The organism is Actinosynnema sp. NPDC004786, assembly GCF_053601135.1.
On the sequence record NZ_JBSGBG010000001.1, the window covers coordinates 160,033 to 181,247 of the forward strand.

At 73.6% G+C, this 21,215-nt stretch carries 22 protein-coding genes; 3 read left to right on the top strand and 19 right to left on the bottom strand.

What is annotated here, in order from left to right; genetic code table 11:
* Nucleotides 1-12: 12 nt before the first annotated feature.
* From hemC to ACWEFJ_RS00900, 6 genes are all read right to left on the bottom strand, one after another.
* Nucleotides 13-954 (bottom strand): hydroxymethylbilane synthase, encoded by a 942-nt coding sequence (hemC, locus tag ACWEFJ_RS00875; RefSeq protein WP_378087709.1) that lies wholly within the window; start codon nucleotides 952-954, stop codon nucleotides 13-15.
* Complete coding sequence (locus ACWEFJ_RS00880; protein ID WP_449712514.1) at nucleotides 951-2,273, bottom strand: glutamyl-tRNA reductase; 1,323 nt, start codon at nucleotides 2,271-2,273, stop codon at nucleotides 951-953. The genes hemC and ACWEFJ_RS00880 overlap by 4 nt, the downstream gene beginning before the upstream one ends.
* Before the next feature lie 34 nt (nucleotides 2,274-2,307).
* Nucleotides 2,308-3,093 carry a redox-sensing transcriptional repressor Rex gene (locus ACWEFJ_RS00885; RefSeq protein ID WP_378087713.1) on the bottom strand — a complete coding sequence of 262 codons (786 nt, stop codon included), beginning with the start codon at nucleotides 3,091-3,093 and terminating at the stop codon, nucleotides 2,308-2,310.
* Between the two features lie 248 nt (nucleotides 3,094-3,341).
* The gene (locus ACWEFJ_RS00890; protein WP_449712515.1) at nucleotides 3,342-4,838 is read right to left on the bottom strand and encodes a molybdopterin-dependent oxidoreductase; all 1,497 of its coding nucleotides are present in this window, start codon (nucleotides 4,836-4,838) and stop codon (nucleotides 3,342-3,344) included.
* Between the two features lie 60 nt (nucleotides 4,839-4,898).
* Nucleotides 4,899-5,135, bottom strand: a complete 237-nt coding sequence (locus ACWEFJ_RS00895) for a glutaredoxin family protein (RefSeq protein WP_197289301.1) — start codon at nucleotides 5,133-5,135, stop codon at nucleotides 4,899-4,901.
* A 5-nt stretch (nucleotides 5,136-5,140) separates the two neighbouring features.
* Complete coding sequence (locus ACWEFJ_RS00900; protein ID WP_378087717.1) at nucleotides 5,141-6,616, bottom strand: AMP-binding protein; 1,476 nt, start codon at nucleotides 6,614-6,616, stop codon at nucleotides 5,141-5,143.
* 171 nt (nucleotides 6,617-6,787) lie between these two features.
* Between ACWEFJ_RS00900 and ACWEFJ_RS00905 the strand changes: the two genes are divergently transcribed.
* The 3 genes from ACWEFJ_RS00905 (at nucleotide 6,788) to ACWEFJ_RS00915 (ending at nucleotide 9,557) form a co-directional block, all read left to right on the top strand.
* The gene (locus ACWEFJ_RS00905) at nucleotides 6,788-7,441 is read left to right on the top strand and encodes a sigma-70 family RNA polymerase sigma factor (protein WP_378087719.1); all 654 of its coding nucleotides are present in this window, start codon (nucleotides 6,788-6,790) and stop codon (nucleotides 7,439-7,441) included.
* A gap of 103 nt (nucleotides 7,442-7,544) precedes the next feature.
* Nucleotides 7,545-8,633 (top strand): DUF5667 domain-containing protein, encoded by a 1,089-nt coding sequence (locus ACWEFJ_RS00910; protein ID WP_449712516.1) that lies wholly within the window; start codon nucleotides 7,545-7,547, stop codon nucleotides 8,631-8,633.
* A 39-nt stretch (nucleotides 8,634-8,672) separates the two neighbouring features.
* Entirely contained in the window at nucleotides 8,673-9,557 is an 885-nt protein-coding gene (locus ACWEFJ_RS00915; protein ID WP_378087723.1) for an HAD family hydrolase, read from the top strand.
* Nucleotides 9,558-9,698: 141 nt separating this feature from the next.
* Here ACWEFJ_RS00915 and ACWEFJ_RS00920 read toward each other — a convergent pair whose 3' ends face one another.
* From ACWEFJ_RS00920 to ACWEFJ_RS00980, 13 genes are all read right to left on the bottom strand, one after another.
* Nucleotides 9,699-10,727 (bottom strand): 1-acyl-sn-glycerol-3-phosphate acyltransferase, encoded by a 1,029-nt coding sequence (locus ACWEFJ_RS00920; protein ID WP_449712517.1) that lies wholly within the window; start codon nucleotides 10,725-10,727, stop codon nucleotides 9,699-9,701.
* A gap of 45 nt (nucleotides 10,728-10,772) precedes the next feature.
* Complete coding sequence (locus ACWEFJ_RS00925) at nucleotides 10,773-11,810, bottom strand: NAD-dependent epimerase/dehydratase family protein (RefSeq protein ID WP_378087727.1); 1,038 nt, start codon at nucleotides 11,808-11,810, stop codon at nucleotides 10,773-10,775.
* Between the two features lie 208 nt (nucleotides 11,811-12,018).
* Entirely contained in the window at nucleotides 12,019-12,120 is a 102-nt protein-coding gene (locus tag ACWEFJ_RS00930) for a 30S ribosomal protein bS22 (protein WP_015105422.1), read from the bottom strand.
* A 122-nt stretch (nucleotides 12,121-12,242) separates the two neighbouring features.
* The gene (locus ACWEFJ_RS00935) at nucleotides 12,243-12,446 is read right to left on the bottom strand and encodes a helix-turn-helix domain-containing protein (protein ID WP_053722699.1); all 204 of its coding nucleotides are present in this window, start codon (nucleotides 12,444-12,446) and stop codon (nucleotides 12,243-12,245) included.
* Nucleotides 12,447-12,566: 120 nt separating this feature from the next.
* Complete coding sequence (gene proC / locus ACWEFJ_RS00940) at nucleotides 12,567-13,379, bottom strand: pyrroline-5-carboxylate reductase (RefSeq protein WP_449712518.1); 813 nt, start codon at nucleotides 13,377-13,379, stop codon at nucleotides 12,567-12,569.
* Between the two features lie 121 nt (nucleotides 13,380-13,500).
* Entirely contained in the window at nucleotides 13,501-14,307 is an 807-nt protein-coding gene (locus tag ACWEFJ_RS00945) for a thioesterase family protein (protein ID WP_378087733.1), read from the bottom strand.
* 8 nt (nucleotides 14,308-14,315) lie between these two features.
* Nucleotides 14,316-15,236 (bottom strand): proline dehydrogenase family protein, encoded by a 921-nt coding sequence (locus tag ACWEFJ_RS00950; RefSeq protein WP_378087735.1) that lies wholly within the window; start codon nucleotides 15,234-15,236, stop codon nucleotides 14,316-14,318.
* 169 nt (nucleotides 15,237-15,405) lie between these two features.
* Entirely contained in the window at nucleotides 15,406-16,191 is a 786-nt protein-coding gene (locus ACWEFJ_RS00955; protein WP_378087737.1) for a sugar phosphate isomerase/epimerase family protein, read from the bottom strand.
* On the bottom strand, nucleotides 16,188-17,399 hold the full coding sequence (locus ACWEFJ_RS00960) for a hypothetical protein (RefSeq protein WP_378087739.1): 1,212 nt from the start codon (nucleotides 17,397-17,399) through the stop codon (nucleotides 16,188-16,190). The genes ACWEFJ_RS00955 and ACWEFJ_RS00960 overlap by 4 nt, the downstream gene beginning before the upstream one ends.
* Entirely contained in the window at nucleotides 17,399-18,409 is a 1,011-nt protein-coding gene (locus ACWEFJ_RS00965) for a Ppx/GppA phosphatase family protein (RefSeq protein WP_378087741.1), read from the bottom strand. Before ACWEFJ_RS00965 ends, ACWEFJ_RS00960 begins: the two co-directional genes overlap by 1 nt.
* 27 nt (nucleotides 18,410-18,436) lie before the next feature.
* The gene (locus ACWEFJ_RS00970; RefSeq protein WP_378087742.1) at nucleotides 18,437-19,117 is read right to left on the bottom strand and encodes a response regulator; all 681 of its coding nucleotides are present in this window, start codon (nucleotides 19,115-19,117) and stop codon (nucleotides 18,437-18,439) included.
* Nucleotides 19,114-20,313, bottom strand: coding sequence for a sensor histidine kinase (locus ACWEFJ_RS00975; protein WP_378087745.1), 1,200 nt, complete (start codon nucleotides 20,311-20,313; stop codon nucleotides 19,114-19,116). The genes ACWEFJ_RS00970 and ACWEFJ_RS00975 overlap by 4 nt, the downstream gene beginning before the upstream one ends.
* 108 nt (nucleotides 20,314-20,421) lie before the next feature.
* Nucleotides 20,422-21,204: an oxidoreductase gene (locus ACWEFJ_RS00980; RefSeq protein ID WP_449712639.1), complete on the bottom strand. Its 783-nt coding sequence runs from the start codon at nucleotides 21,202-21,204 to the stop codon at nucleotides 20,422-20,424.
* Between the last annotated feature and the right edge of the window lie 11 nt (nucleotides 21,205-21,215).

The following is a 21,215-nucleotide window of genomic DNA, read 5'->3' on the forward strand; positions in this document are numbered from 1 at the left end:
GGGCACTCCCCATCAACTACGCCTCGCCGGCGACGCGGTGGCGTGGCCGGAGAGGTCGAGCAACTCGGCGGCCAGCGCGCGGCCGAGTTCCTCTGCTGCGGTCAAGTCACCGGTGGCGGACGCACGGAGGAGGTCGCCGTCCTCCGTCGCCATGACCCCGCGCAGGGACAGGCGGAGCACCGCGGTCCCGTCGTCGCCGAGGTCTTCCACCACATCGGCCAGTGCGCCGACCGGCGCGCTGCAGCCTGCTTCGAGCGCGGCCAGCATGGCGCGCTCGGCAGCGACAGCGGCCCTGCTGGCCGAGTCGTCCAAAGTGGACTGGAGGAGGTGTTCGGTGTCGACGTCGTCGACCCGGCACTCCACTGCGAGGGCGCCCTGCGCGGGCGCGGGGAGCATCTGGATGGGCTCCAGGGTCTCGGTGATCTCGGCCGTGCGGCCGAGGCGGGCGATGCCGGCGCGGGCCAGCACGACGGCGTCCAGCTCGCCGTCGACGACCTTGCGGATGCGGGAGTCGACGTTGCCGCGCAGGGCGACCACCTCGAGCCCCAGTCCGAGCGCGGTGAGCTGCGCGGCGCGGCGCGGCGAGCCGGTGCCCACCTTCGCGCCGGTGGGCAGCTCGCCGAGGGTCAGGCCGTCGCGGGCGACGAGCGCGTCACGCGGGTCCTCGCGGGGCGGGACGGCGGCCAGCGACAGGCGCGGGTCGCGCGCCGTGGGCAGGTCCTTGTACGAGTGCACGGCGACGTCGACCTCGCCGTTGGCGAGCGCGTCCCGCAGCGCCGAGGTGAACACCCCGATGCCGATCTCGGCGATGGGTGCGGACGAGCGGTCACCGGGCGTGGAGATCGTGACGATCTCCACGTTCGCGCCCGCCTCGCGCAGCGCGTCGGCCACGTGGCCGGTCTGCGCGAGCGCGAGGGCGCTGCCGCGGGTGCCGATCCTCAGGGTGCGGTTCACCGCTTCTCACCTTCGGGTTTCGTCGATTGGGGGGTGCTGACGGCGGACGGCGCCTGCGGGTCGAGCCCGAACAGCTCGCGCAGCGCCTCGGCGTAGCCGGCGCCACCGGGCGCCGCGGCCAGCTCCTTCACCCGCACGGTGGGGGTGTGCAGGAGCTTGTCCACCACCCGGCGCACGGTCTTGGCCAGCTCGTCCCGGACCGGGGCGGGCAGCTCGGGCAGCCGCGAGTCCAACCGCAGCAGCTCGGCGTCCACGACCTCGGCGGCGCGCTTGCGCAGTGCCGTCACGGTGGGCGTGACCCCGGCCGAGCGCTGCCCGGCCAGGTAGGCGCGGACCTCCTCGGCCACGATCTCCGCCGCGCGCAGCGTGCCCTGCCCGGTCGGGGCGTCGGACAGCCTGCGCTGCAGGGTCTCCAGGTCGACCACGCGGACGTTGTCGAGCAGCGTCGCGGCCGGGTCGACGTCCTTGGGCAGGCCGAGGTCGCAGACGACCAGCGGCCGGTCCGGCGCGCGGTCGCCGATGTGCTCCGCGCCGACGACCGTGCCGACCGAGCCGGTGCACGCGAACAGCACGTCCGCGTCCGCGACCGCGTCGGCCAGGGCGTCCAGGCCGGTGGAGCCGGCGGGCACGCCGTCCGCGCGCAGCGCCGAGGCCAGGCGCTCGCCGTTGGCGGGCGTCCGGTTGGCGATGACGACCTCGCCGATGCCGGCGCGGCGCAGGTGGGCGGCGGCGAGGCCGCCCATCGAGCCCGCGCCGACGATCAGGGCCCGGCGGCCGGCGAGGCCGCCCAAGGCGGTCGCGGCGTCGGAGAGGGCCTCGGACACGACGGACGCGCCGGCGTGGTCGATGTCGGTCTCGGTGTGCACGCGCTTGCCGACCCGCAGCGCGTGCTGGGCCAGCTCGTGCAGGGTGCGGCCGACCACGCCCCGCTCGTCGGCGGCGTTGTAGGCGGTGCGGAGCTGGCCGAGGATCTGGGCCTCGCCGACGACCATCGAGTCCAGGCCGCCCGCCACGGAGAACAGGTGCTCGACCGCGGCGGCGGAGTAGTGCACGTAGAGGTGCTCGAACAGGTCGGCGGGCTCGGCGCCGGCCTGGTGGGCCAGCACCTCGACGACCTCGTTCATGCCGCCGTGGAAGGTCTCGACGACCGCGTACACCTCGACCCGGTTGCAGGTCGACAGCAGCACGGCCTCGGACACGCTGGGGGCCGAGAGGAGCTGGTCGAGGACCTTGCCGCGGTCGGCGTCCGCCACCGCGACGCGCTCCAGCACGGGAACCGGGGTGGTCCGGTGGGACAGCCCGACGACGAGAACGCTCATGCGCGCACCACCGACCGGCTCACTACCCGCACGATCACGGGCGAATCACCACCCCGTCCACACCGATGCCGTTGACCACGTCCCCGGCGGCCTCGTCAGCCCGTCGCGCGACGTGGAACGACAGGATCTGCATCTCGACCGCCAGGTCGACCTTGCGCACTTCGACGTAGTCCGGCACTTGGAGCACGACGGGTGCGAAGTTCAGGATGCACTGGACTCCGGCGGATACCAAACGGTCGCAGACGGCCTGAGCTGCCTGCGGGGGCGTCGCGATGACGCCGATCGAGACCTCCCGCTCGGCGCAGACGGACGTGATGTCGTCGATGTGGTTGACGGGTATGCCGCCTACCGGCACTCCCGTCAGGTCCGGGTCGATGTCGAACAGCGCGGCGACCGGGAAGCCGCGGCTGGGGAAGCCGCCGTAGTTCGCCAGCGCGTGACCAAGATTACCGATCCCGACGACCGCCACCGAGTGCTTGCGGGTGAGCCCGAGGATGCGCTCGATGTGGCTCACGAGCACCTCGACGTCGTAACCGACGCCACGCGTGCCGTACGAGCCGATGTAGGACAGGTCCTTGCGGAGCTTCGCCGAGTTGACCCCGGCCGCGCCCGCCAGCTCCTCGCTGGAGATGGTCGTCACGCCCTGCTCGACCATGCCCGAGAGGACGCGGAGGTACACGGCGAGGCGCGCCACCGCGGCCTCGGGGATCGCGCGCGCCCGCTCCCGGACGTCGGCGGGCGCTTCGGGGGCGGTCCCGTCCGTGCTGGTCCCTTCCGGGCGGGTCACGACACCGTCACCCTCGCCCCGCTGAGCCGCCACGCTGGAACTCCTCGACATCCGTCGCACTGACCCGCCGGGTACCGCCACCAGCGGAGTGATGCCCCCACCGTACCGCTTGTGAACGCTTGCACAAAGTTGACGACCGGACGCCCGACCGCCGGGCGGACCCCCCTTTCACGTAATGGTGAGCCCTGCCCGCGCGTGGATACGCGGAGGCGGCCACCATGGGGTGAATTCGCGGTCACCGGGCGTGTCACCACACCCCGGCGGAGGGGTGGGGGACCGGCCTAGGCGACGGTGAAGAAGACCGAGTGCCAGCCGGTCGCGCCGTCCGGGATCGGGGCGACCCGGGCCTGCGGCTGGGTGAGGCCCGCCTCGTCGGTGGCGCGCACCTCGATCGTGTGGCCGCCGGGGGCCAGGTCCAGCTCGACCCGCCACATCCGCCACGTCGAGCGGTTGACCTCGTCGGACAGGGTCGCGTCGCGCCACGGGCCGTTGTCGACCCGGACCTCGACCCGCCGGACGCCGGTCGGCTGGGCCCACGCCACGCCGGCCGCCACGACCCGGCCGGACACCGTGGACCGCCGCGCCGGGCGGTCGATCCGGGACATCACCTTGACCGGCGCCCGCTGCGCCCACCCGCGCTCCAGCCAGTAGCCGCGCTTCGCGTCGAACGTGGTCAGCTCCAGGTCGACCACCCACTTGGTGGCCGAGACGTACCCGTAGAGGCCGGGCACGACCAGGCGGGCCGGGAACCCGTGCTCGGCGGGGAGGGGTTCGCCGTTCATGCCGAGCGCGATGAGCGCGCCGCGGTCCTCCTCCAGCACGACGTCGACCGGCGAGCCCGCGGTCCAGCCGTCGGCGCTGGTGGAGAAGAGCTGGTCGGCGCCGGGGCGGACGCCGGCTTCGAGCAGGACGTCGCGCAGGGGCACGCCGACGAAGTCGGCCGTGGACACGTACGGCCCGCCGACCTCGTTGGACACGCACACCATCGTGACGGTGCGTTCGACCAGGTCGCGGCGGCGCAGGTCGGCGTAGCGCAGGGTCAGCTCCCGGTCGACCATGCCGTGCACGCGCAGCGCCCAGTCCTCGGCGCGCAGGCGCGGCACGCTCAGGGCCGTGTCGATCCGGTAGAAGTCGGCGTTCGGCGTGATGAACGGGGGCGTGCCGGCGGCGGCGAAGTCCGCGTTCGGCGGGAGCGGCGGCGCGGGCGAGGCGGGGTCGAGCGCGCCGACGGCCCGCCGGGACGCCTCGACGTCCACCCGGCCGCCCGCCGCCTGGCCGACCAGCGCGGCGAGGCCCGCGCCGACCGCCGCGGCGCCCGAGGCGACGAGGAACGCGCGCCGGTGCTCGTCGGTCCCGGCGGCGGCCTTCGCGTGCAGCAGGCGGAACACCGCGAGGCCCGCCGCCAGGGCGGCGACGGGGGCGAGGACGCCGAGCTGCCCGAGGTCGGGCCGGGAGAGGACGGCGGCGACGCCCACGACGCCGAGCCCCACGGCCAGGACCGTGCCCGGCAGGGGCGAGCGCCGGGACAGCAGCCCGGCGGCGACCGCGACGGCCGCCAGCACGACCGCCATGCCCAGCAGCAGCACGAGCTTGTCGTGGGTGCCGAAGGCGCGGATCGCGAAGTCCTTCACCGGCGTCGGCGCGAGGTCCACCGCGGCGTCGCCCACCGCGAGGAACGGCGAGGCCGAGGGGCCGACCACCCCGGCGACGAGGTGTCCGGCCGCGAGGGCGGCGGCCACGGCGAGGAGGCCGACGAGGGCCGCGGTCAGGCGCGTCATGGTTCGATTCGACACCCGCCGCGGCCCGGTCCGCCGATTCCGTAATGGGGCGGTAACCGGTCAGCGCAGGGCGGCGCGCAGGCGGTCCTCCTCGACCGACCAGTAGCCGTGCTCCTCGCCGTCGACCAGGATCACCGGCACCCGGTCCCCGTACTCGGCGCGCAGCTCGCGGTCGGCGTCGACGTCCCGGACGTCCCACGGCACGCCCAGCTCGCCGCAGATCCGCTCCAGGTCCGCCTTGGCCTGCTCGCAGGCGTGGCAGTCGACCCGGCTCATCAAGGTGACGTGGTGGCTCACGCCGTTCAGGCTAGGGGCAGCCGCAGCCGGGCCCGCGCCAGCTTCCCGGTCGGCGAGTGCGGCAGTGCCTCGGCGAACTCGACCACGGTCGGCACCTTGAACTTCGCCAGCCGCCCCGCGCAGTGGTCCTTGACCGCGTCCTCGGTCAGCTCGACGCCCTCGGCGGGCACCACGACGACCTTCACCGACTCGCCGGTCCTCGGGTCGGGCACGCCCACCGCCGCCGCCTCGGCCACGCCGTCCAGCTCGGCCAGCACCTGCTCGACCTCGTGCGGGTAGACGTTGAAGCCGTTGACGATGATCAGGTCGCCCGCCCGGTCCACCAGGTGCAGGTCGCCGTCCGCGTCGAGGTAACCGACGTCGCCGGTGCGGAACCAGCCGTCGGCGTCGGGGCCGTGCGCGCCGTCCGGCCAGTAGCCGCCGAACAGGTTGTCGCCCTTCGCCGCGACCAGGCCGGTGCCGGGCTCGTCCTCGTCCGGGTCCAGCGGCCGGCCGTCGGTGTCGACCAGCCGCACCTGCACGCCGGGCAGCGGGCGGCCGACCGAACCGGGCTTGGGCGCGCCGCCCGCCAGGGTCGTGGTGAGCACCGGACCGGTCTCGGTCAGCCCGTAGCCCTCGTAGACGGGCAGGCCGACCGCCTCCCGCATGGCGTCCAGCAGGCCCGGCGCGAGGGGCGCGGCCCCGGAGGTGAACAGGCGCACCGTGGCCAGGTCCTCGCGCAGCCGCTCGACCGGGTGGGCCAGGATCGCCGAGTACATCGGCGGCACGCCGACCACCGTGGTCACCCGGTGCTCGCGGATGGCGGTCAGCGCCAGGTCGGGGTCGAAGCGCTCCAGCAGCACGGCCGTCGCGCCCGCGCCGGCCACCTGGAACAGGCCCGGACCGAGCCCGTAGACGTGGAACAGGGGCAGCGCCAGCAGCACCCGGTCGCCCGCGGTCACCGGGGCGGGCCGCAGGGACGCGCACTGCGCGACGTTGGCGAGCAGCGCCCGGTGCGACAGCATCGCGCCGCGCGGCGAACCGGACGTGCCGGAGGTGTAGCCGAGCACGGCCAGGTCCTCGCCCGAGCCGATCGCGGCGAACTCCTCGCCCGGTTCCAGGGTCGGCGCGGGCAGCGCCTCGACGTCCACGCCGCCGGCGTCGCCGACGAGCAGCTTCGCGCCGCTGTCGGCGACCAGGCGCTCCAGCTCGCGGGCCGGCTGGCCGGGTCCGGCGGGCACCAGCACGCCGCCCGCCCGCAGCACGCCGAACACGGCGACGCAGAACGCGGCCCCGGTGGGCAGCCGCACCACCACCCGGTCGCCCGGCGCCAGGCCCGCGCGGACCAGCCGGTGCGCCTCGCCGTCCACCGCCGCGTCCAGCTCCGCCCAGGTGCGGGTGTCCGCGCCGGAGGCCGTGACATCGACCAGCGCGGCGTGCTTGGGTCCACGGTGCGCGGAGGCGCGAACCAGGTCGGCGATGTTGCTTGCGGAAGCGGTCAACGCGACCTCCTGGTGAACCACAACGGACCTCAGCGCAGTCTGTCACGGGCGGGTGGCGTCACGCAGTGCCTCCATCCGCGTGGCAGATTCGAGACCACTTGCCGCTACCTACTACGGAGTAACAACACGTATGCTGCCGGCACGGCGACCCTGTGGAGGTGCCGCGAGCCGATGACCGCACGGGCACGCGAGAACTCCGTCCGAACCATCCGGACGCTCCGGTCGAGGTGGAGCGCGGGAGGGCAGTCCAGCACGATCGGGAGCGTGGAGAGCAACGCGGCCGAGGAGCCGTGGAACCTGGTCCGCGCCGCTCAGGGCGGCGACACGGACGCGTTCGGCGCGCTTTACGACCGGTACGTCGACGTGGTGTACCGGTACGTGCTCTTCCGGGTGGGCGACCGCACGCTGGCCGAGGACGTCACGAGCGAGACGTTCCTCCGGGCGCTGCGCAGCATCGGCTCGATCAGCTACCAGGGCCGCGACGTCGGCGCCTGGTTCGTCACGATCGCGCGCAACATCGTGTTCGACCACGTGAAGTCCAGCCGCTACCGGCTGGAGGTCACCACCGCGGAACTGGCGGACAACCGCGAGGTCACGGACGGTCCCGAACAGGAAGTGCTGACCGACGCCACCAACGCCGAACTGCTCCGCTGTGTCGCCCAACTGGGTGACGACCAGCGCGAATGCATCACCCTGCGCTTCATCCAGGGCTTGTCCGTGGCGGAGACGGCCGCGAGGATGGGGCGCAACGAGGGCGCGATCAAGGCCCTCCAGCACCGAGCGGTGCGCCGGTTGGCCCAACTGCTGCCCGCCTGGCTGCGGTGAGACCGCCGTCGCACGACGCGGCGTTCGCGTAACCCCGGGACCACCCGGTTCGTTGTTCGGGGCAGGATCGCTCGAAACGGTGCGGGATGGTTGGCCACGCGGGATGGTAGGCAAAGGGATCACGCCGCCAGGGCGTCACAGGCAGCGCGAGCGGTTCGCTCGCGCCGTCGACGCGCATCCCGGGGCCGAGCCGGCCGACGCCGCGGAGTTCGCCGACGAGTTGGCCGTGGTCGCCCTGCTGCGGGAAGCCGCAGTCACGGCGGGGCCGGACGAGGCCGCCCGCGCCCGGATGCGGGCCAGGGTCCTCGGCGCCGCCGAACCGCCGCCGACGAAGCTCGACCTGGTCGCGCGGGAGCGTCGCGGCGGAGCCCGCGGGCGATTAGCGGTGGCCCTCGCCGCGGCGCTGTGCCTGGTGTTCTCGCTGGCCGGGATGAGCCTGCTGCTCAGCCGGGACGCGTTGCCGGGCGACGCGCTGTACGGCGTCAAGCGCACCGCCGAGTCGGCTTCGCTCGGCCTCACCTTCGACGAGGAGTCGAAGGGCTACAAGCGCCTGGAGTTCGCCGCCGCGCGCGTCGCCGAGATCGAGACGCTGGTCGACCGGTACCGCGACTCCGGCGGCGGGCCGCTCGGCGGCTACCTGACCGCGCTGACCGACTTCGACGCCGACGCCGCGGCCGGTTCCCGCGTGCTGGCCGCCCTCGGCTCGAACTCGGACCAGCGCGCCCTGGACGACCTGCGCGATTGGGCCGGCGCCCAGGCCGACCGCCTGGAGGGGCTGCGCCCGTCGCTGCCCGCCGAGGCCGCCGACCGCGCGGGCACGTCGCTGGACCTGCTGCGGCGCATCGGCGGGCGGGCGGCCGCGCTGCGCGCCCGGGGCGACTGCGGTCCCGTCACGTCGGGCCGGGTCGACGAGATCGGCCCGCTGCCCGCCGACGCCGGGTGCGTGCCGCCGTCGGTCAACCCGAACGTGCCGCAGAGCGCGTCGCCGCCCGTGCCGACCGCCACGACCGCCGTCGTGCCGACCACGTCCGGGCAGGCGCCCGCGCCCACCAGCGCGCCCGACGAGCGGCAGTCCCGCACCACGACCCCGCCCACGACGCCGCCCGCGCCGACCACCACGACCGGCGGTCCGCTGCTCCCGCTGCCCACGTTGACGCTGCCGTCGCTGCCACTGCCCGGCCTCGGCGGCTGATCGCTACCCTGTCCCCATCGGACCGCGGGAGGCGCTGACGTGGTGAAAAGGCGTGTGGTGGAGGACTCGGCAGAGCGGGAGAGGCGCGCCGCGCTGGCCGGTGAAGCCTCGGCCGAGGCCGCCCTGAGCCTGCCGACCGGGAGCGCGCCCACCGACCTCACCGCCGCCGCGTTCTTCGACGTCGACAACACGATGATGATGGGCGCGTCGATCTTCCACTTCGCCCGCGGGCTGGCGGCGCGCAAGTACTTCAAGAACTCCGACCTCGCCGGGTTCGCCTGGCAGCAGCTCAAGTTCCGGGTGGGCGGCCGGGAGGACCCGCAGAGCGTGGCCGCGTCGCGCGAGCAGGCGCTGTCGTTCGTGGCGGGCCGTTCGGTGGCGGAGCTGATCTCGCTCGGCGAGGAGATCTACGACGAGCTGATGGCGGACCGGATCTGGGCGGGCACGCAGGCGTTGGCGCAGATGCACCTCGACGCCGGGCAGCGGGTGTGGCTGGTGACCGCGACGCCGGTGGAGCTGGCGCAGATCATCGCGCGCCGGCTCGGGCTGACCGGCGCGCTGGGGACGGTGTCGGAGAGCGAGAACGGCATCTACACCGGGCGGCTGGTCGGCGACCTGCTGCACGGCCGGGCGAAGGCCCACGCGGTGCGGGCGCTGGCCGCGAAGGAGGGCCTGGACCTGCGGCGCTGCACGGCGTACTCGGACTCGGTGAACGACGTGCCGATGCTGTCGGTGGTCGGCACGGCGGTCGCCGTGAACCCGGACTCGGGCCTGCGCGAGACGGCCCGCAAGCGCGGCTGGGAGATCCGCGACTTCCGCACGGGCCGCAAGGCGGCGAAGATCGGCGTCCCGTCCGTCCTGGGCGCCGGCGCCCTGGCCGGCGCGGTCGCCGCCACCCTGGCCTACCGCCGCCGCGTCCGCTGACCGCGCCCCTGACCTCCACCCGCTCGACCGCGCCCGACCCGACCGCCTTCGGCCCACCCCGCCCCGCTCGACCGCCTTCGGCCCACCGCGCCCGACCCGTTCCGCCCGACCTCGGCTCCGCCGCGGCCGGCCGGGCGCGCGTCAGCCCAGGAAGACGTTCCGCCGCTGCGTGAGCAGCCGGTACAGGGTCTGCTGGATGGTCTCCCGCACCTGGTCGGTCAGGTTGAACACCAGCATCGGGTCGTCCGCCGCGTGCGCGCCGTACACGTCCGTCCGGATCGGCTCGCCGAACTCGATGTACCACTTCGACGGCAGCGGGATCGCGCCCAGCGGGCCCAGCAGCGGGAAGAACGGCGTCACCGGGAAGTAGGGGAAGCCGAACAGCCTGGCCAGCGCCTTGATGTCGCCGATCTTCGGGTAGATCTCCTCCGCGCCCACGATCGAGCACGGGATGATCGGCACGCCGGTGTTCAGCGCCGCCGACACGAACCCGCCCCGGCCGAACCGCTGGAGCTTGTACCGGTCCTTGAACGGCTTGCCGATGCCCTTGAAGCCCTCCGGCCACACGCCGACCAGCTGACCGGACCTGAGCAGCCGCTCCGCGTCCGGGTTGCACGCCAGCGTCTGCCCCGACTTGCGCGCCAACGCGCCCAGCACCGGCGTCTTGAACACCAGGTCCGCGCCCAGCATCCGCAGGTGGCGGCGCTTCGGGTGGTCCGCCCGCACGGCGAACGCGGTCATCGTCGCGTCCAGCGGCAGCGTGCCGGAGTGGTTGGCGACGATCAGCGCGCCGCCCTCGCCCGGCACGTTGTGCATGCCGATCGTCTCCACCCGGAACCACTTCTCGTACAGCGGCCGCAGCGGCGGCATCACCACGTGGTCGGTGAGGTCCGGGTCGAAGCCGAACTCGTCCACCTGGTAGTCGCCCTGGATGCGCCGGCGCGCGAAGGCCAGCAGGTCGGCCAGCCGCCGCTCCCAGCCGGCCGCGTCCGACCCGCCTTGCGACCCGGCCTCCGCCCCGGGCTGCGACGCGACTCCGGCCTCGGGCCCCGGCCCGGTCCCCGCCACCGGCGGATCGGGCACCGCGGTCGGTCCCGGAGTCGCGCCGTGCCGTCGTCGGGGCTCCTCCCGGTCCGCACCCCGCAGCGGGATCACCCGTGCCTCTGCCACGCGTCCACCTCCTCCGTCCGAGTGCCGGTCCCGCCGGCGTGCCGTCTAGCGGAGCCTGGCGGCCAGGCCGAGCACGCCGCGCTCGACCGACGCCACCAGCTCCGGGTCGATGACCGGGCGCAGCGCGCGCCCGCTCACGTAGTCGTCGAACGCCTGCTGCGTCGTCCACCGCGGGGTGAAGCCGAACTCGCGCTTCAGCAGGGTCGTGTCCACCACCCGGCCCCAGTTCAGGAACCGCATCTGGTCCGGCGAGAAGTCCACCAGCCGGGCGCTGCGGAAGAACCGGCCCACCGCGGGCACGGCGGCGCTGGGCACGGGCAGGCTCACCCGGCCCGCGCGGCGGATCGCCTGCGACAGCATCAGCACGCCGTCGCCGCCCACGTTGTAGACGCCGGGCAGGTCGTGCAGCGTGGCCCGCTCCAGCACGGCCAGCGCGTCCTCGGAGTGCAGCAACTGCACCCTCGCGTCGTACCCCAGCACGGTCGGCACGACCGGCAGGGCGAAGTACCGGGTCATCACGGTGTCGATGCGCGGGCCGATGAAGTTGGTGAACCGCAGCGTGGTGACGTCGACGTCCGGCCGGCGGCGGGCGAAGCCGCGCACGTAGCCCTCGACCTCGACCGCGTCCTTGGCGTACCCGCTGGACGGCAGGTCCTTCGGACCCATGTCCTCGGTGAACACCGCCGGGTCGCGCGAACTCGACCCGTACACCGCGCTGGTGGACTTCACCACGAGCTTGCGCACGTGCGGCGACTTCTGGCACGCGGCCAGGAGCTGCATCGTGCCGATGACGTTCATCTCCTTCATCGCGGTGCGGCCGGACGGGCCGGCCGGGTTCGCGGTCAGCGACGCGTGCACGACGGTGTCGACGTGCGCGGTGGCGATGACCTTCGCGATGAGCGGGTTGCGGATGTCGGCGCGCACGAACTCGGCGCGCCCCATCCGGCGACGCAGGTCGGGTGAGGGCGGCTCGGTGTCCACGCCGAGCACCCGTTCGACGTCCGGGTTCGCCGCGAAGCGCGCGGCGAGGTGCCCGCCGAGGTAACGGCTGCAACCGGTGACGAGGACGACCTTGGGCGCCATGCGACTCCCTGTGCGGGTGGTGCGACTCGACCAGGCTAACCGGGATCCGCCGCCGGGATCGGCCGCGGAACGCCGTCTTGACGCAGGTCACCGTGGCTTTACCGGGGAATCACCCGGATGGCGGCTCGACGCGTGCCCGCGCCGGGACGAGGACACCGCCAGTCCCGCGGCGTGCGCCGGGGACTGGCGGTGTGGAAACCCGCAGGGGTTACTTGCCGCGCTTCCTGCGCTGAACCCGCGTCTTGCGCAGCAGCTTGCGGTGCTTCTTCTTCGACATGCGCTTGCGGCGCTTCTTGATGACCGAGCCCATGCGGGATCCTTCACTAGTAGACGTCGGTGGTTCTCCACGCGCCGGTGGAGACACCCGTCAAGGGGCGCGCCGACACCAGGCACGAACGGCCTATGAGTTTACCCGGCGGTCCGCACGCGCCCTCACCCGGCGTCGAAGTAGGCGTTGCGCAGGTACTCGTGCACCGCCTTCTCCGGCACCCTGAACGACTTGCCCACGCGCACCGCCGTCAACTCACCGGAGTGGACCAGGCGGTACACCGTCATCTTCGACACGCGCATCATCAGCGCGACCTCGGCGACCGTCATGAACCTGACTTGACCGAGCGACTTCTCCTCCGCTGGCATGGATCACCGCGTCCTTCGACACGCGTCGTGCCGTCGGCTTCCCCACCGACGGTTCGACACGCACGTGCTCCCCTGAGGGTAACGGGACTCCTGGGACTGGTGCGACGGCCAATGGCGGTATCAGTCCACCTCGTGGCCGCGTCCCAGCTCCACCGAACGGTCGCGCGCCGCCTCGATCGCGGCGAGCATCGCCGCGCGCACGCCGTGCTTCTCCAGCTCTCGGATGGCCATGATGGTGGTGCCGGCGGGGGACGTGACGGCCTCCCGGAGGATGACCGGGTGCTGGTCGCCCTCGTTCAGCATGGTGGCCGCGCCGACCGCGGACTGGATGATCAGCCGACCGGCCAGGTCGCGCGGGATGCCGAGCAGGATGCCCGCGTCGATCATGGCTTCGACCAGGTAGAAGAAGTAGGCGGGGCCGGAGCCGGACAGCGCGGTGACGGCGTCCTGCTGGCTCTCCGGCACGCGGGCGACCTGGCCGACGGTGCTCAGCAGCTCCTCGACCAGGTCCATGTGCTCGTCGGTGGCGTGCGCGCCCGCCGAGATGGCGCTCATGGCCTGGCCGACCAGCATCGGGGTGTTCGGCATGACCCGGACGACGGGCGTGTGGTCGGGCAGCCGGCGCTCGAACAGCGACGTCGGCAGGCCCGCGCACAGCGACACCACGAGCGTGCCCGGCTTGAGCACGGGGGCCAGCTCGTCCAGCAGCGGTTCGATGTCCTGGGGCTTGACCGCGACCACGAGCACGTCGGCGCGCTGCGCGGCGCCGGGCACGTCGAGGCCCTCCACCCCGTAGCGCTCGGTCAGCGCGGCGGCCCGGTCCGGGTGCTTCTCGGTGAACAGCAACTCGTCGGCCCGGCGGCCGCCCTGCAGCAACCCGGAGAGCAGGGCTTCACCGATCTTGCCAGCCCCCAGCACGGCGATGGTCGTCATGGCCCAAGCCTGCCACGCCCGCGTGTCCTACCTCCGGAACACCCGTGTCCTACCTCCGGAACGCGTGAGTCCTACGTTGAGGTCGCGTGAGTCCTACGTTCAGGACACCTGAGTTCAACGCTCAGGTCGCCGGCGTCAGCGCCAACTGCCGCGCCTGGCACACCAGCCGCCCGGTGGAGTCGATCACCACGGCGTCCTCGTCGAACCACTGCCCGTGCACCGCGCTGCACGACACCCGCACGCGCAGCCACCCCGGCGCGGGGTTCGCCCGCAGCAACGCCGTGAGCTGCACGGTCGGCGACCACCCGAACCGGCCCAGGTTGAACGTCACGGGCATCGACACGTCCCCCGCGACCAGCGCGAAGAACGGGTCCGGCCGCTCCGCCAACGGCCGCGCCCACAGCCGCAGCACGAGCGGGTCGCCCACCCGGCCGTTCAGGAACCCCGCGCCCTCCCGGTCCAACCGCACGTCGCACACCGCGCCGAGCTTGTACACGCCGTCGGACCCGAGGGACGCCAGGTCGATCGCGTCCGGGGGCGGCGCGGCGGGCATCTCCGGCAGGTCGGCGTAGTCCGGCGCGGCCGCAGGCATCCGCCCGACCGTCACCACCGCCTCCACGCAGCCCCGCCCGCGCTGCTCCACCGTGGACGTCACCACGGTCGCCGTCCGCCCGGCCTTGCGCACCTGCGTCCGCACCAGCACCGGGCCCACCTCCGGGGCGCGCAGGAACTGGGCGCTCACCGCCAGCGGGGCGAGGTCGTCCAGGCCCGGCACCGCGGTCCGCGCGCTGTCCACCGCCGCCCGCGCGGCCAGGGCCAGCAGGAACCCGCCGTGCGGTTTGGGCCCGATCGTCCACGCGGCGGGCAGGGACGCGGTGTACGTGCCGTCACCCAGGGGGCGGACGGAGCTGGCTACCGAGAAGGACACAGGGCTCCTCACGAACGGCTGACGAGCGAGCGCAGGAAGAACGCTACGTTGGCCGGTCGCTCGGCGAGCCGCCGCATCAGGTACCCGTACCACTGCTCGCCGTACGGCACGTACACGCGCACCACGTGCCCCTCCGCGGCGAGGTGCCGCTGCGCGGCGGGGCGGACGCCGTGGAGCAGCTGGAACTCGAAGTCGTCGAGCGACCGGCCGTACCAGCGGGCGCGTTCGGAGACGATCTCGATCAGGCGCGGGTCGTGGGTGGCGAACATCGGGTAGCCGGAGCCGGCCAGCAGCACGTTGGCGCAGCGCACGTAGTTCAGGTCGACCTGGTGCCGGTCGGGGAAGGCCACCGACGGCGGTTCGGCGTACGCGCCCTTGCACAGCCGCACCCGCGTGCCGGCGAGTTCACGCACGTCGTCCAGGGTGCGGCGCAGGTACGCCTGGAGCACCGCGCCGGTCGACGGCCAGTGGCGGCGCAGCTCGGCGAGCACCCGCAGGGTGGCGTCGGTGGTGGTGTGGTCCTCCATGTCGAGCGTGACCGTGGTGCCCGCCTGCTCGGCGGCGGCGCAGACGCGGGAGGCGTTGTCCAGCGCGAGCGTCTCGCCCAGGCCGAGGCCGACGGCGGACAGCTTCACGCTGACCTCGGCGTCCGCGGCGAGGCCCACGTCGTGGAGCCGGTCGAGCAGCTCCAGGTAGGCGCGCACGGTCCGTTCGGCGGTGTCGTGGTCGGTGGTGTGCTCGCCGAGGTGGTCGAGGGTGACGCGCAGGCCGTCGCCGATCAGCCGGCCGGCCGCGCCGATCGCGTCGGCGGTCGTCTCGCCCGCCACGAACCGGCGCACCACGTCACGGCTCACCGGCGCGGTCGCGACGACCCGGCGCACCGCGTCGTTGCCCGCGGCGGCGAGGATCAACGTGCGCAACGGGTTCACGATCAAGACCCTAACCGCTGACCGGCGCGGGAGCGGCCGCGAGTTCACGGGTCGGGTGACCTGAGCGTTGAACTCGGGGGTCCCGAACGTAGGACACACGCGTTCTGAACGTAGGACTCACGCGTTCTGGACGTAGGACACGCGCGTTTTGGAGGGAGGGACGCGGGGGTCAGAGGTGGAGGCGGGCGAAGAGGAGGGACTCCGCGAGGAGTTCCGTGCGCTCGGCGGCGGTGCGGGCGCGGCGGGTGTTGACCTCCAGCACGACCTGGCCGGTGAAGCCGGTGCGGGTCAGGTGGCCCAGCAGCTCGGCGCACGGCTGGGTGCCCCGGCCCGGCACCAGGTGCTCGTCCTTCGGCAACCCGGAACCGTCGGCCAGGTGCACGTGGGTCAGCCCCTCGCCCATCCGCTTGGCCAGCTCCATCGCGTCCACGTGCGCGGCGGACGCGTGCGACAGGTCCAGCGTGTAGTTGCGGTGCCCGACGTCGGTCGGGTCGATCGACGGCCGGAACGCCGTGACCTGCACCGATCGCCCCCGGCCCAGCGGTCGGCGCACGGGGAACATGTTCTCCACCGCGATGGCCACGCCGCTCTCGTCCTCCAACGACGCCACCAGCTCGGCGAACCCGTCCGCGTACCGCCGCTGCCACACGAACGGCGGGTGCAGCACCACCGTGCGCGCGCCCAGCTCGCCCGCCGCGCGCACGCTGCGCCGCAACCGCTCGACCGGGTCCGGCGACCACACCCGCTGGCTGATCAGCAGGCACGGCGCGTGCACGGCCAGCACCGGCACGCCGTAGCGCTGCGAGAGCCGCCGCACCGCGTTCACGTCCTGGCTCACCGGGTCGGCCCACACCATCAGCTCGACGCCGTCGTAGCCCAGCTCCGCCGCCGCCTCGAACGCCGCGCCGGCGGGTTGCGGCCACACGGCCGCGGTGGACAGCCCGACCGGGGTCAAGACTTCACCAGGAGCATGGCCGCCGGCGAGACCGTCACGATCAACCCGACGAGCACGGCCAGGACGGTGGTCTGGAGGTCGTCCGCGCGGCGGATCTTGCGGACCATCATCACCAGGCCGACGGTCACCGCCAGCGCCACCACCAGCGCGGCGGGCGCGGCGGTGCGCCACAGGAAGTTGAAGCCGAGCCACAGCGCCGCGCCGCCGATGACGCCGACGGCGAGCTGGCCGATCATGACCAGCCACTCCTTGCCCGCCGAGCGGTCGGCCGGTGCCTCGGCCTCCTCCTCGTCGTCCAGGTCGGCCAGGCCGGCGGGTTCCTCGTCGTCCAGGTCGCGGCGCTGGTAGTCGCGCCGCGGGTAGTCGTCGTCCTCGTCTTCCTCGTCGAGGTCGACGTACGGGTGGAAGGCGGTGCTCTCCTGCTCGACCACCGCGTCGTCGGGCTCGTCGTCGCCGAACCAGTCCTCGGCGGTCTGGTCGGGCAGCGGGTCCGGCAGCCGCGGCGGCGCGGGCGGCACGATCAGCACCGACTCGGTCGGCAACGACTCCAGCGGCACGTTCGGCGTCAGCTTGTCGGTGATGCGCGGCATCACCTCGGTCACCGGTTCCCGCACCGGGGGCGTGGCCGGCGTCACGGGCCGCACGATCTTCGTCCGCGGCGGCTCGGGCTTGACCGGCGGCGGCGCCGGCGGACCGGGCCGGGGCGGTTCGCCCTGGAAGTCGGCCACGATCGGCGGCACGACCCGGGTCTCCTCGGCCGCGTTGACCTCGGGCGCGCGTCTGCGGCCGGTTTCCGGCTTCTTCGGCGGCTCCAGCCGCGACGCGGGCGGCTCCAGCCGCGACAGGTCGGGCCGGGAGAGGTCCGACCGCGACAGCGGCTCGGCCCGCGCGGCGGGCGGCTCCGGCCGGGACGGCGGCGCGGGCGGCGGCGCGACCGGCGGCTGGTAGGTCGTGCGCTCGGGGTCGGCGGCGCGCTGCCGCTGGGGCAGCGGCGCGGCGGGTGGCTCCGGCTCGTCGCGGAGCGCGCGCAACCGACCGCTGTCGGAGTTGACCCGGTCGATGATGGCCTGCGGAGCGGTGTCCGACGCGGCCTCCTCGGCGCGGCGCCGTCGCCGACGCGGCGTCACCTCGCCGGAGCCCCCGCCGTACTGGGCGAGCAACTCCGCGACGGTGCGCTGGGTCTGCTCCGACTCGCTCTCTCGACTCATCAACTCCACCGTGCCCCGTGGCGGCCAGTCCGTCCAGTGTCACCCGTCCGGCGGGTGCGGTCCGGCGGGGTGTCCAGGTCCGAGCCATTAGTGTGGTCCAGCCGACGCAGGATGACACCTTCCCGCAGCGCCCAGGGGCAAATCTCCAGCTCGACCAGTGACAGGGCTCGCATCGTGGCCTCCGCCACCAACGCGCCCGCCACGAGCTGGTGGGCGCGGCTCGCGCTCACCCCTTCCAGCTCGGCGAGGTCGGCCGCGGACATCCGGGAGATGAACGCGATGAGCTGCCGCAGGCCCGAGTCGGTGAGCACGCGCCGCGCCCGCGGACCGGCCGACGACGGCGCCGCGCCGGTCAGCCGGGCGAGCGTGCGGAACGTCTTCGACGTCGCGACCACACGATCGGGAGCACCCGTTCGGAGGATCTTCTTCGCCACCGGCGACAGCTGCTCGGTCAGCCACTCGGTGGTCTCGCGCACCTCGGCCCGGGTCGGCGGGTCGTGCCGGAACCGGGTCCGGGTCAGCCGGCCCGCGCCCAGCGGCACCGAGAAAGCCCCCTCGGGCTCCTCGTCCACGCCGATCGCGAGCTCCAGCGACCCGCCGCCGATGTCCAGGCACAGCAGCCGGCCCGCCGACCAGCCGTACCAGCGGCGCACCGCGAGGAACGTGTACCGCGCCTCGTCCTCGCCGCTCAGCACCTGGAGGTCCACGCCGGTCTCGGCGCGCACCCGGTCCAGCACCTCGGCCGAGTTGCCCGCCTCGCGCACCGCGGACGTGGCGAACGCCATCAGGTCCTCGCAGCCCAGCCGCTCCGCCGCCGCCTTGGCCGCGGCGACGGAGCGCACCAGCCGGTCGGCGCCCGCGCGGCCGAGCATCCCGGAGCCGTCGAGCTGCTCCGCGAGGCGCAGCACCGACTTCTCCGAACTCATCGGCGTCGGGTGGGCACCCCGATGAGCGTCCACCACCAAGAGGTGGACGGTGTTGGACCCGACATCAAGCACCCCGAGGCGCACGCGGTGCACCGTACCTGGTCGGGATGATCAGGATTCGAACTTGTATCCCAGTCCGCGCACGGTGACCAGGTGGCGCGGGGCCGCCGGGTCGGGCTCGATCTTCGACCGCAGGCGCTTGACGTGCACGTCCAGGGTTTTGGTGTCCCCGACGTAATCCGCGCCCCACACCCGGTCGATGAGCTGGCCGCGGGTCAGCACCCGGCCGACGTTGCGCAGCAGGTACTCCAGGAGGTCGAACTCCTTGAGCGGGAGGCTCACCTCCGCGCCGTCCACGGTCACCACGTGCCGCTCGACGTCCATCCGCACCGGCCCCGCCTCCAGGACCTGCGGCAGCAGCTCCTCGGACTCGCCGCCGCGGCGCAGCACGGCGCGGATGCGGGCGATCAGCTCGCGCGCCGAGTACGGCTTGGTGACGTAGTCGTCCGCGCCCAGCTCCAGCCCGACGACCTTGTCGATCTCGCTGTCCCGCGCCGTCACCATGATCACCGGCACGGCCGACCGGGCGCGGAGCTGCTTGCACACGTCGGTGCCGCTCATGCCGGGCAGCATGAGGTCGAGCAGCACGATGTCCGCGCCGTTGCGGTCGAACTCCTCCAGCGCCTCCTGGCCGTTGGCCGCGAGCGCCGCGGTGAAGCCCTCCTTGCGCAACAGGAAAGCGAGCGGATCCGAGAAGGACTCCTCGTCCTCCACGATGAGCACCCTGGTCACAGCTCTCCTCCGTGGTTGCCGCCCGCGCCGCTCGGCACGGGGCTCGCCAGCTCCTGCGTGGACAGGCCCTTCGTCGGCTCGTCCTGGTCGGGGTGGGCCGGGATGCGCAGCGTGAAGGTGGAGCCGGTGCCCGGCAGGCTCCACAGCTTCACCTCGCCGCCGTGGTTGTTCGCGACGTGCTTGACGATCGCCAGGCCGAGGCCGGTGCCGCCGGTGGCGCGCGACCGGGCCTTGTCGACCCGGTAGAAGCGCTCGAACACGCGGGTCTGCTGGTCCTCGGCGATCCCGATGCCGCGATCGGTCACGGCGATCTCGACGAACCCGTCCACGAGCTTGCGGCTGACCGACACCGGGCTGCCCGGCGGCGAGTACGCGACCGCGTTCTCCAGCAGGTTGCTCAACGCGGTGACCAGCAGCGTCCGGTCGCCCTCGACCTCCAGGCCGCTCGGCTCGTCGGTGGTGATCGCGATGCCCGCGGACTCGGCCGACAGCCGCGACCGGCTCAGCGCCTCGTCGACGACCACGTCGACCTCGACCCGGCTCAGCTCGGGCAGCTTCTCCGCGCCCTGCAACCGCGACAGCGCGATCAGCTCGGTGACCAGCGTGCCGAGCCGGGTCGCCTCCTGCATGATCTTGGCGCTGAACCGGCGGACCTCGTCCTGGTCGTCCGCGGCGTCGAGCACCGCCTCGGCCAGCAGCGCGAGCGCGCCGACCGGCGTCTTCAGCTCGTGGCTCACGTTGGCGACGAAGTCGCGCCGGGTCGCCTCCAGCCGCACGGACTCCGACTCGTCCGAGGCGTCCACCACGACGAAGTCCCCGGTGAGCACCTTGACCGTGGCGTGCACCGCCTGCGGCTGGCGGCCCTTGATGACCTCCAGCGACGACAGGTCCACCGCGATGACGCCGCCGTCGCGGCGGGCCATCTCGGCGGCGCGCCTGGCCCGGTCGTCCACCCGGTTGTTGCGCACCACGCCCAGCTCCTCGGCGCGGGCGTTGTGCAGCACGACGTCGCCGAAGCCGTTGAGCACGGCGATGCCGTCGGGCGAGGAGTGGACGACCTTGGCCATGAGGTCGGCGACGGTCAGGCCGCGCGGTCGCTGGTCGCGGGCGCGGGCCGTGGACCGGCCGGCGAGAAAGGCGCCGCCGCCGATCAGCAGAGCGCCGATCGACAGGACGAGGTAACCCGTTGCGGTCACGAGCGCATCGTAAGCAGGTCAAGGCGGGTGCGGCCTAGTGTCGGAGCCCGCTTCGTGACTCCCGCGACACCGTCCGGGACCGATGTTTTCCCGCGAGACGACCTGCGTTCACCCAATCGTGTCCAATTGAGTCAGGTCGTGTTCGGACAGGTGCAGCCGGGCGGACGCCAGGTTCTCCTCCAGGTGACGAGTGGAGGACGTGCCGGGGATCAGGAGCACGTTCGGCGCCCGGTGCAGCAGCCAGGCGAGGGCGACCTGGCGCTCGGTCGCGCCGTGCCGGGCGGCGACCTCGGCCAGCGTGTCGTGCTGCAACGGCGTGAAGCCGCCCAGCGGGAAGAACGGCACGTAGGCGATGCCCTCGGCGGTGGTGCGGTCGAGCAGCTTGTCGTCACCGCGCTCGGTGACGTTGTAGAGGTTCTGCACGCACACCACCGGCGCGATCGCCCGCGCCTGGTCGAGGTGGTGCGCGGCGACGTTGCTCAGCCCGAGGTCGCGGATCAGGCCCTGCTCGCGCAGCTCGGCGAGCACGGTGAACGGCTCCTCGACCGACTCGGGGTCCTGCTCGCCGCCGACGCGCAGGTTGACCACGTCCAGCCGCTCCAGGCCGAGCCGGCGCAGGTTGTCGTGCACGGCGTCGCGCAGCTCCTGCGGTTCCCGCGCGGGGACCCAGTCGCCGGTCCCGGTCCGCCGGTAGCCGACCTTGGTGACGATCGTCAGGTGCTCCGGGTAGGGGTGCAGGGCGGCCTTGATCAGCTCGTTCACGACGTGCGGGCCGTAGAAGTCGCTGGTGTCGATGTGGTCGACGCCCAGCTCGACGGCGCGGCGCAGCACCGCCTTGGCGTTCTCGGGGTCGGCGGGCGGGCCGAAGACACCGGGACCGGCGAGCTGCATGGCGCCGTAAC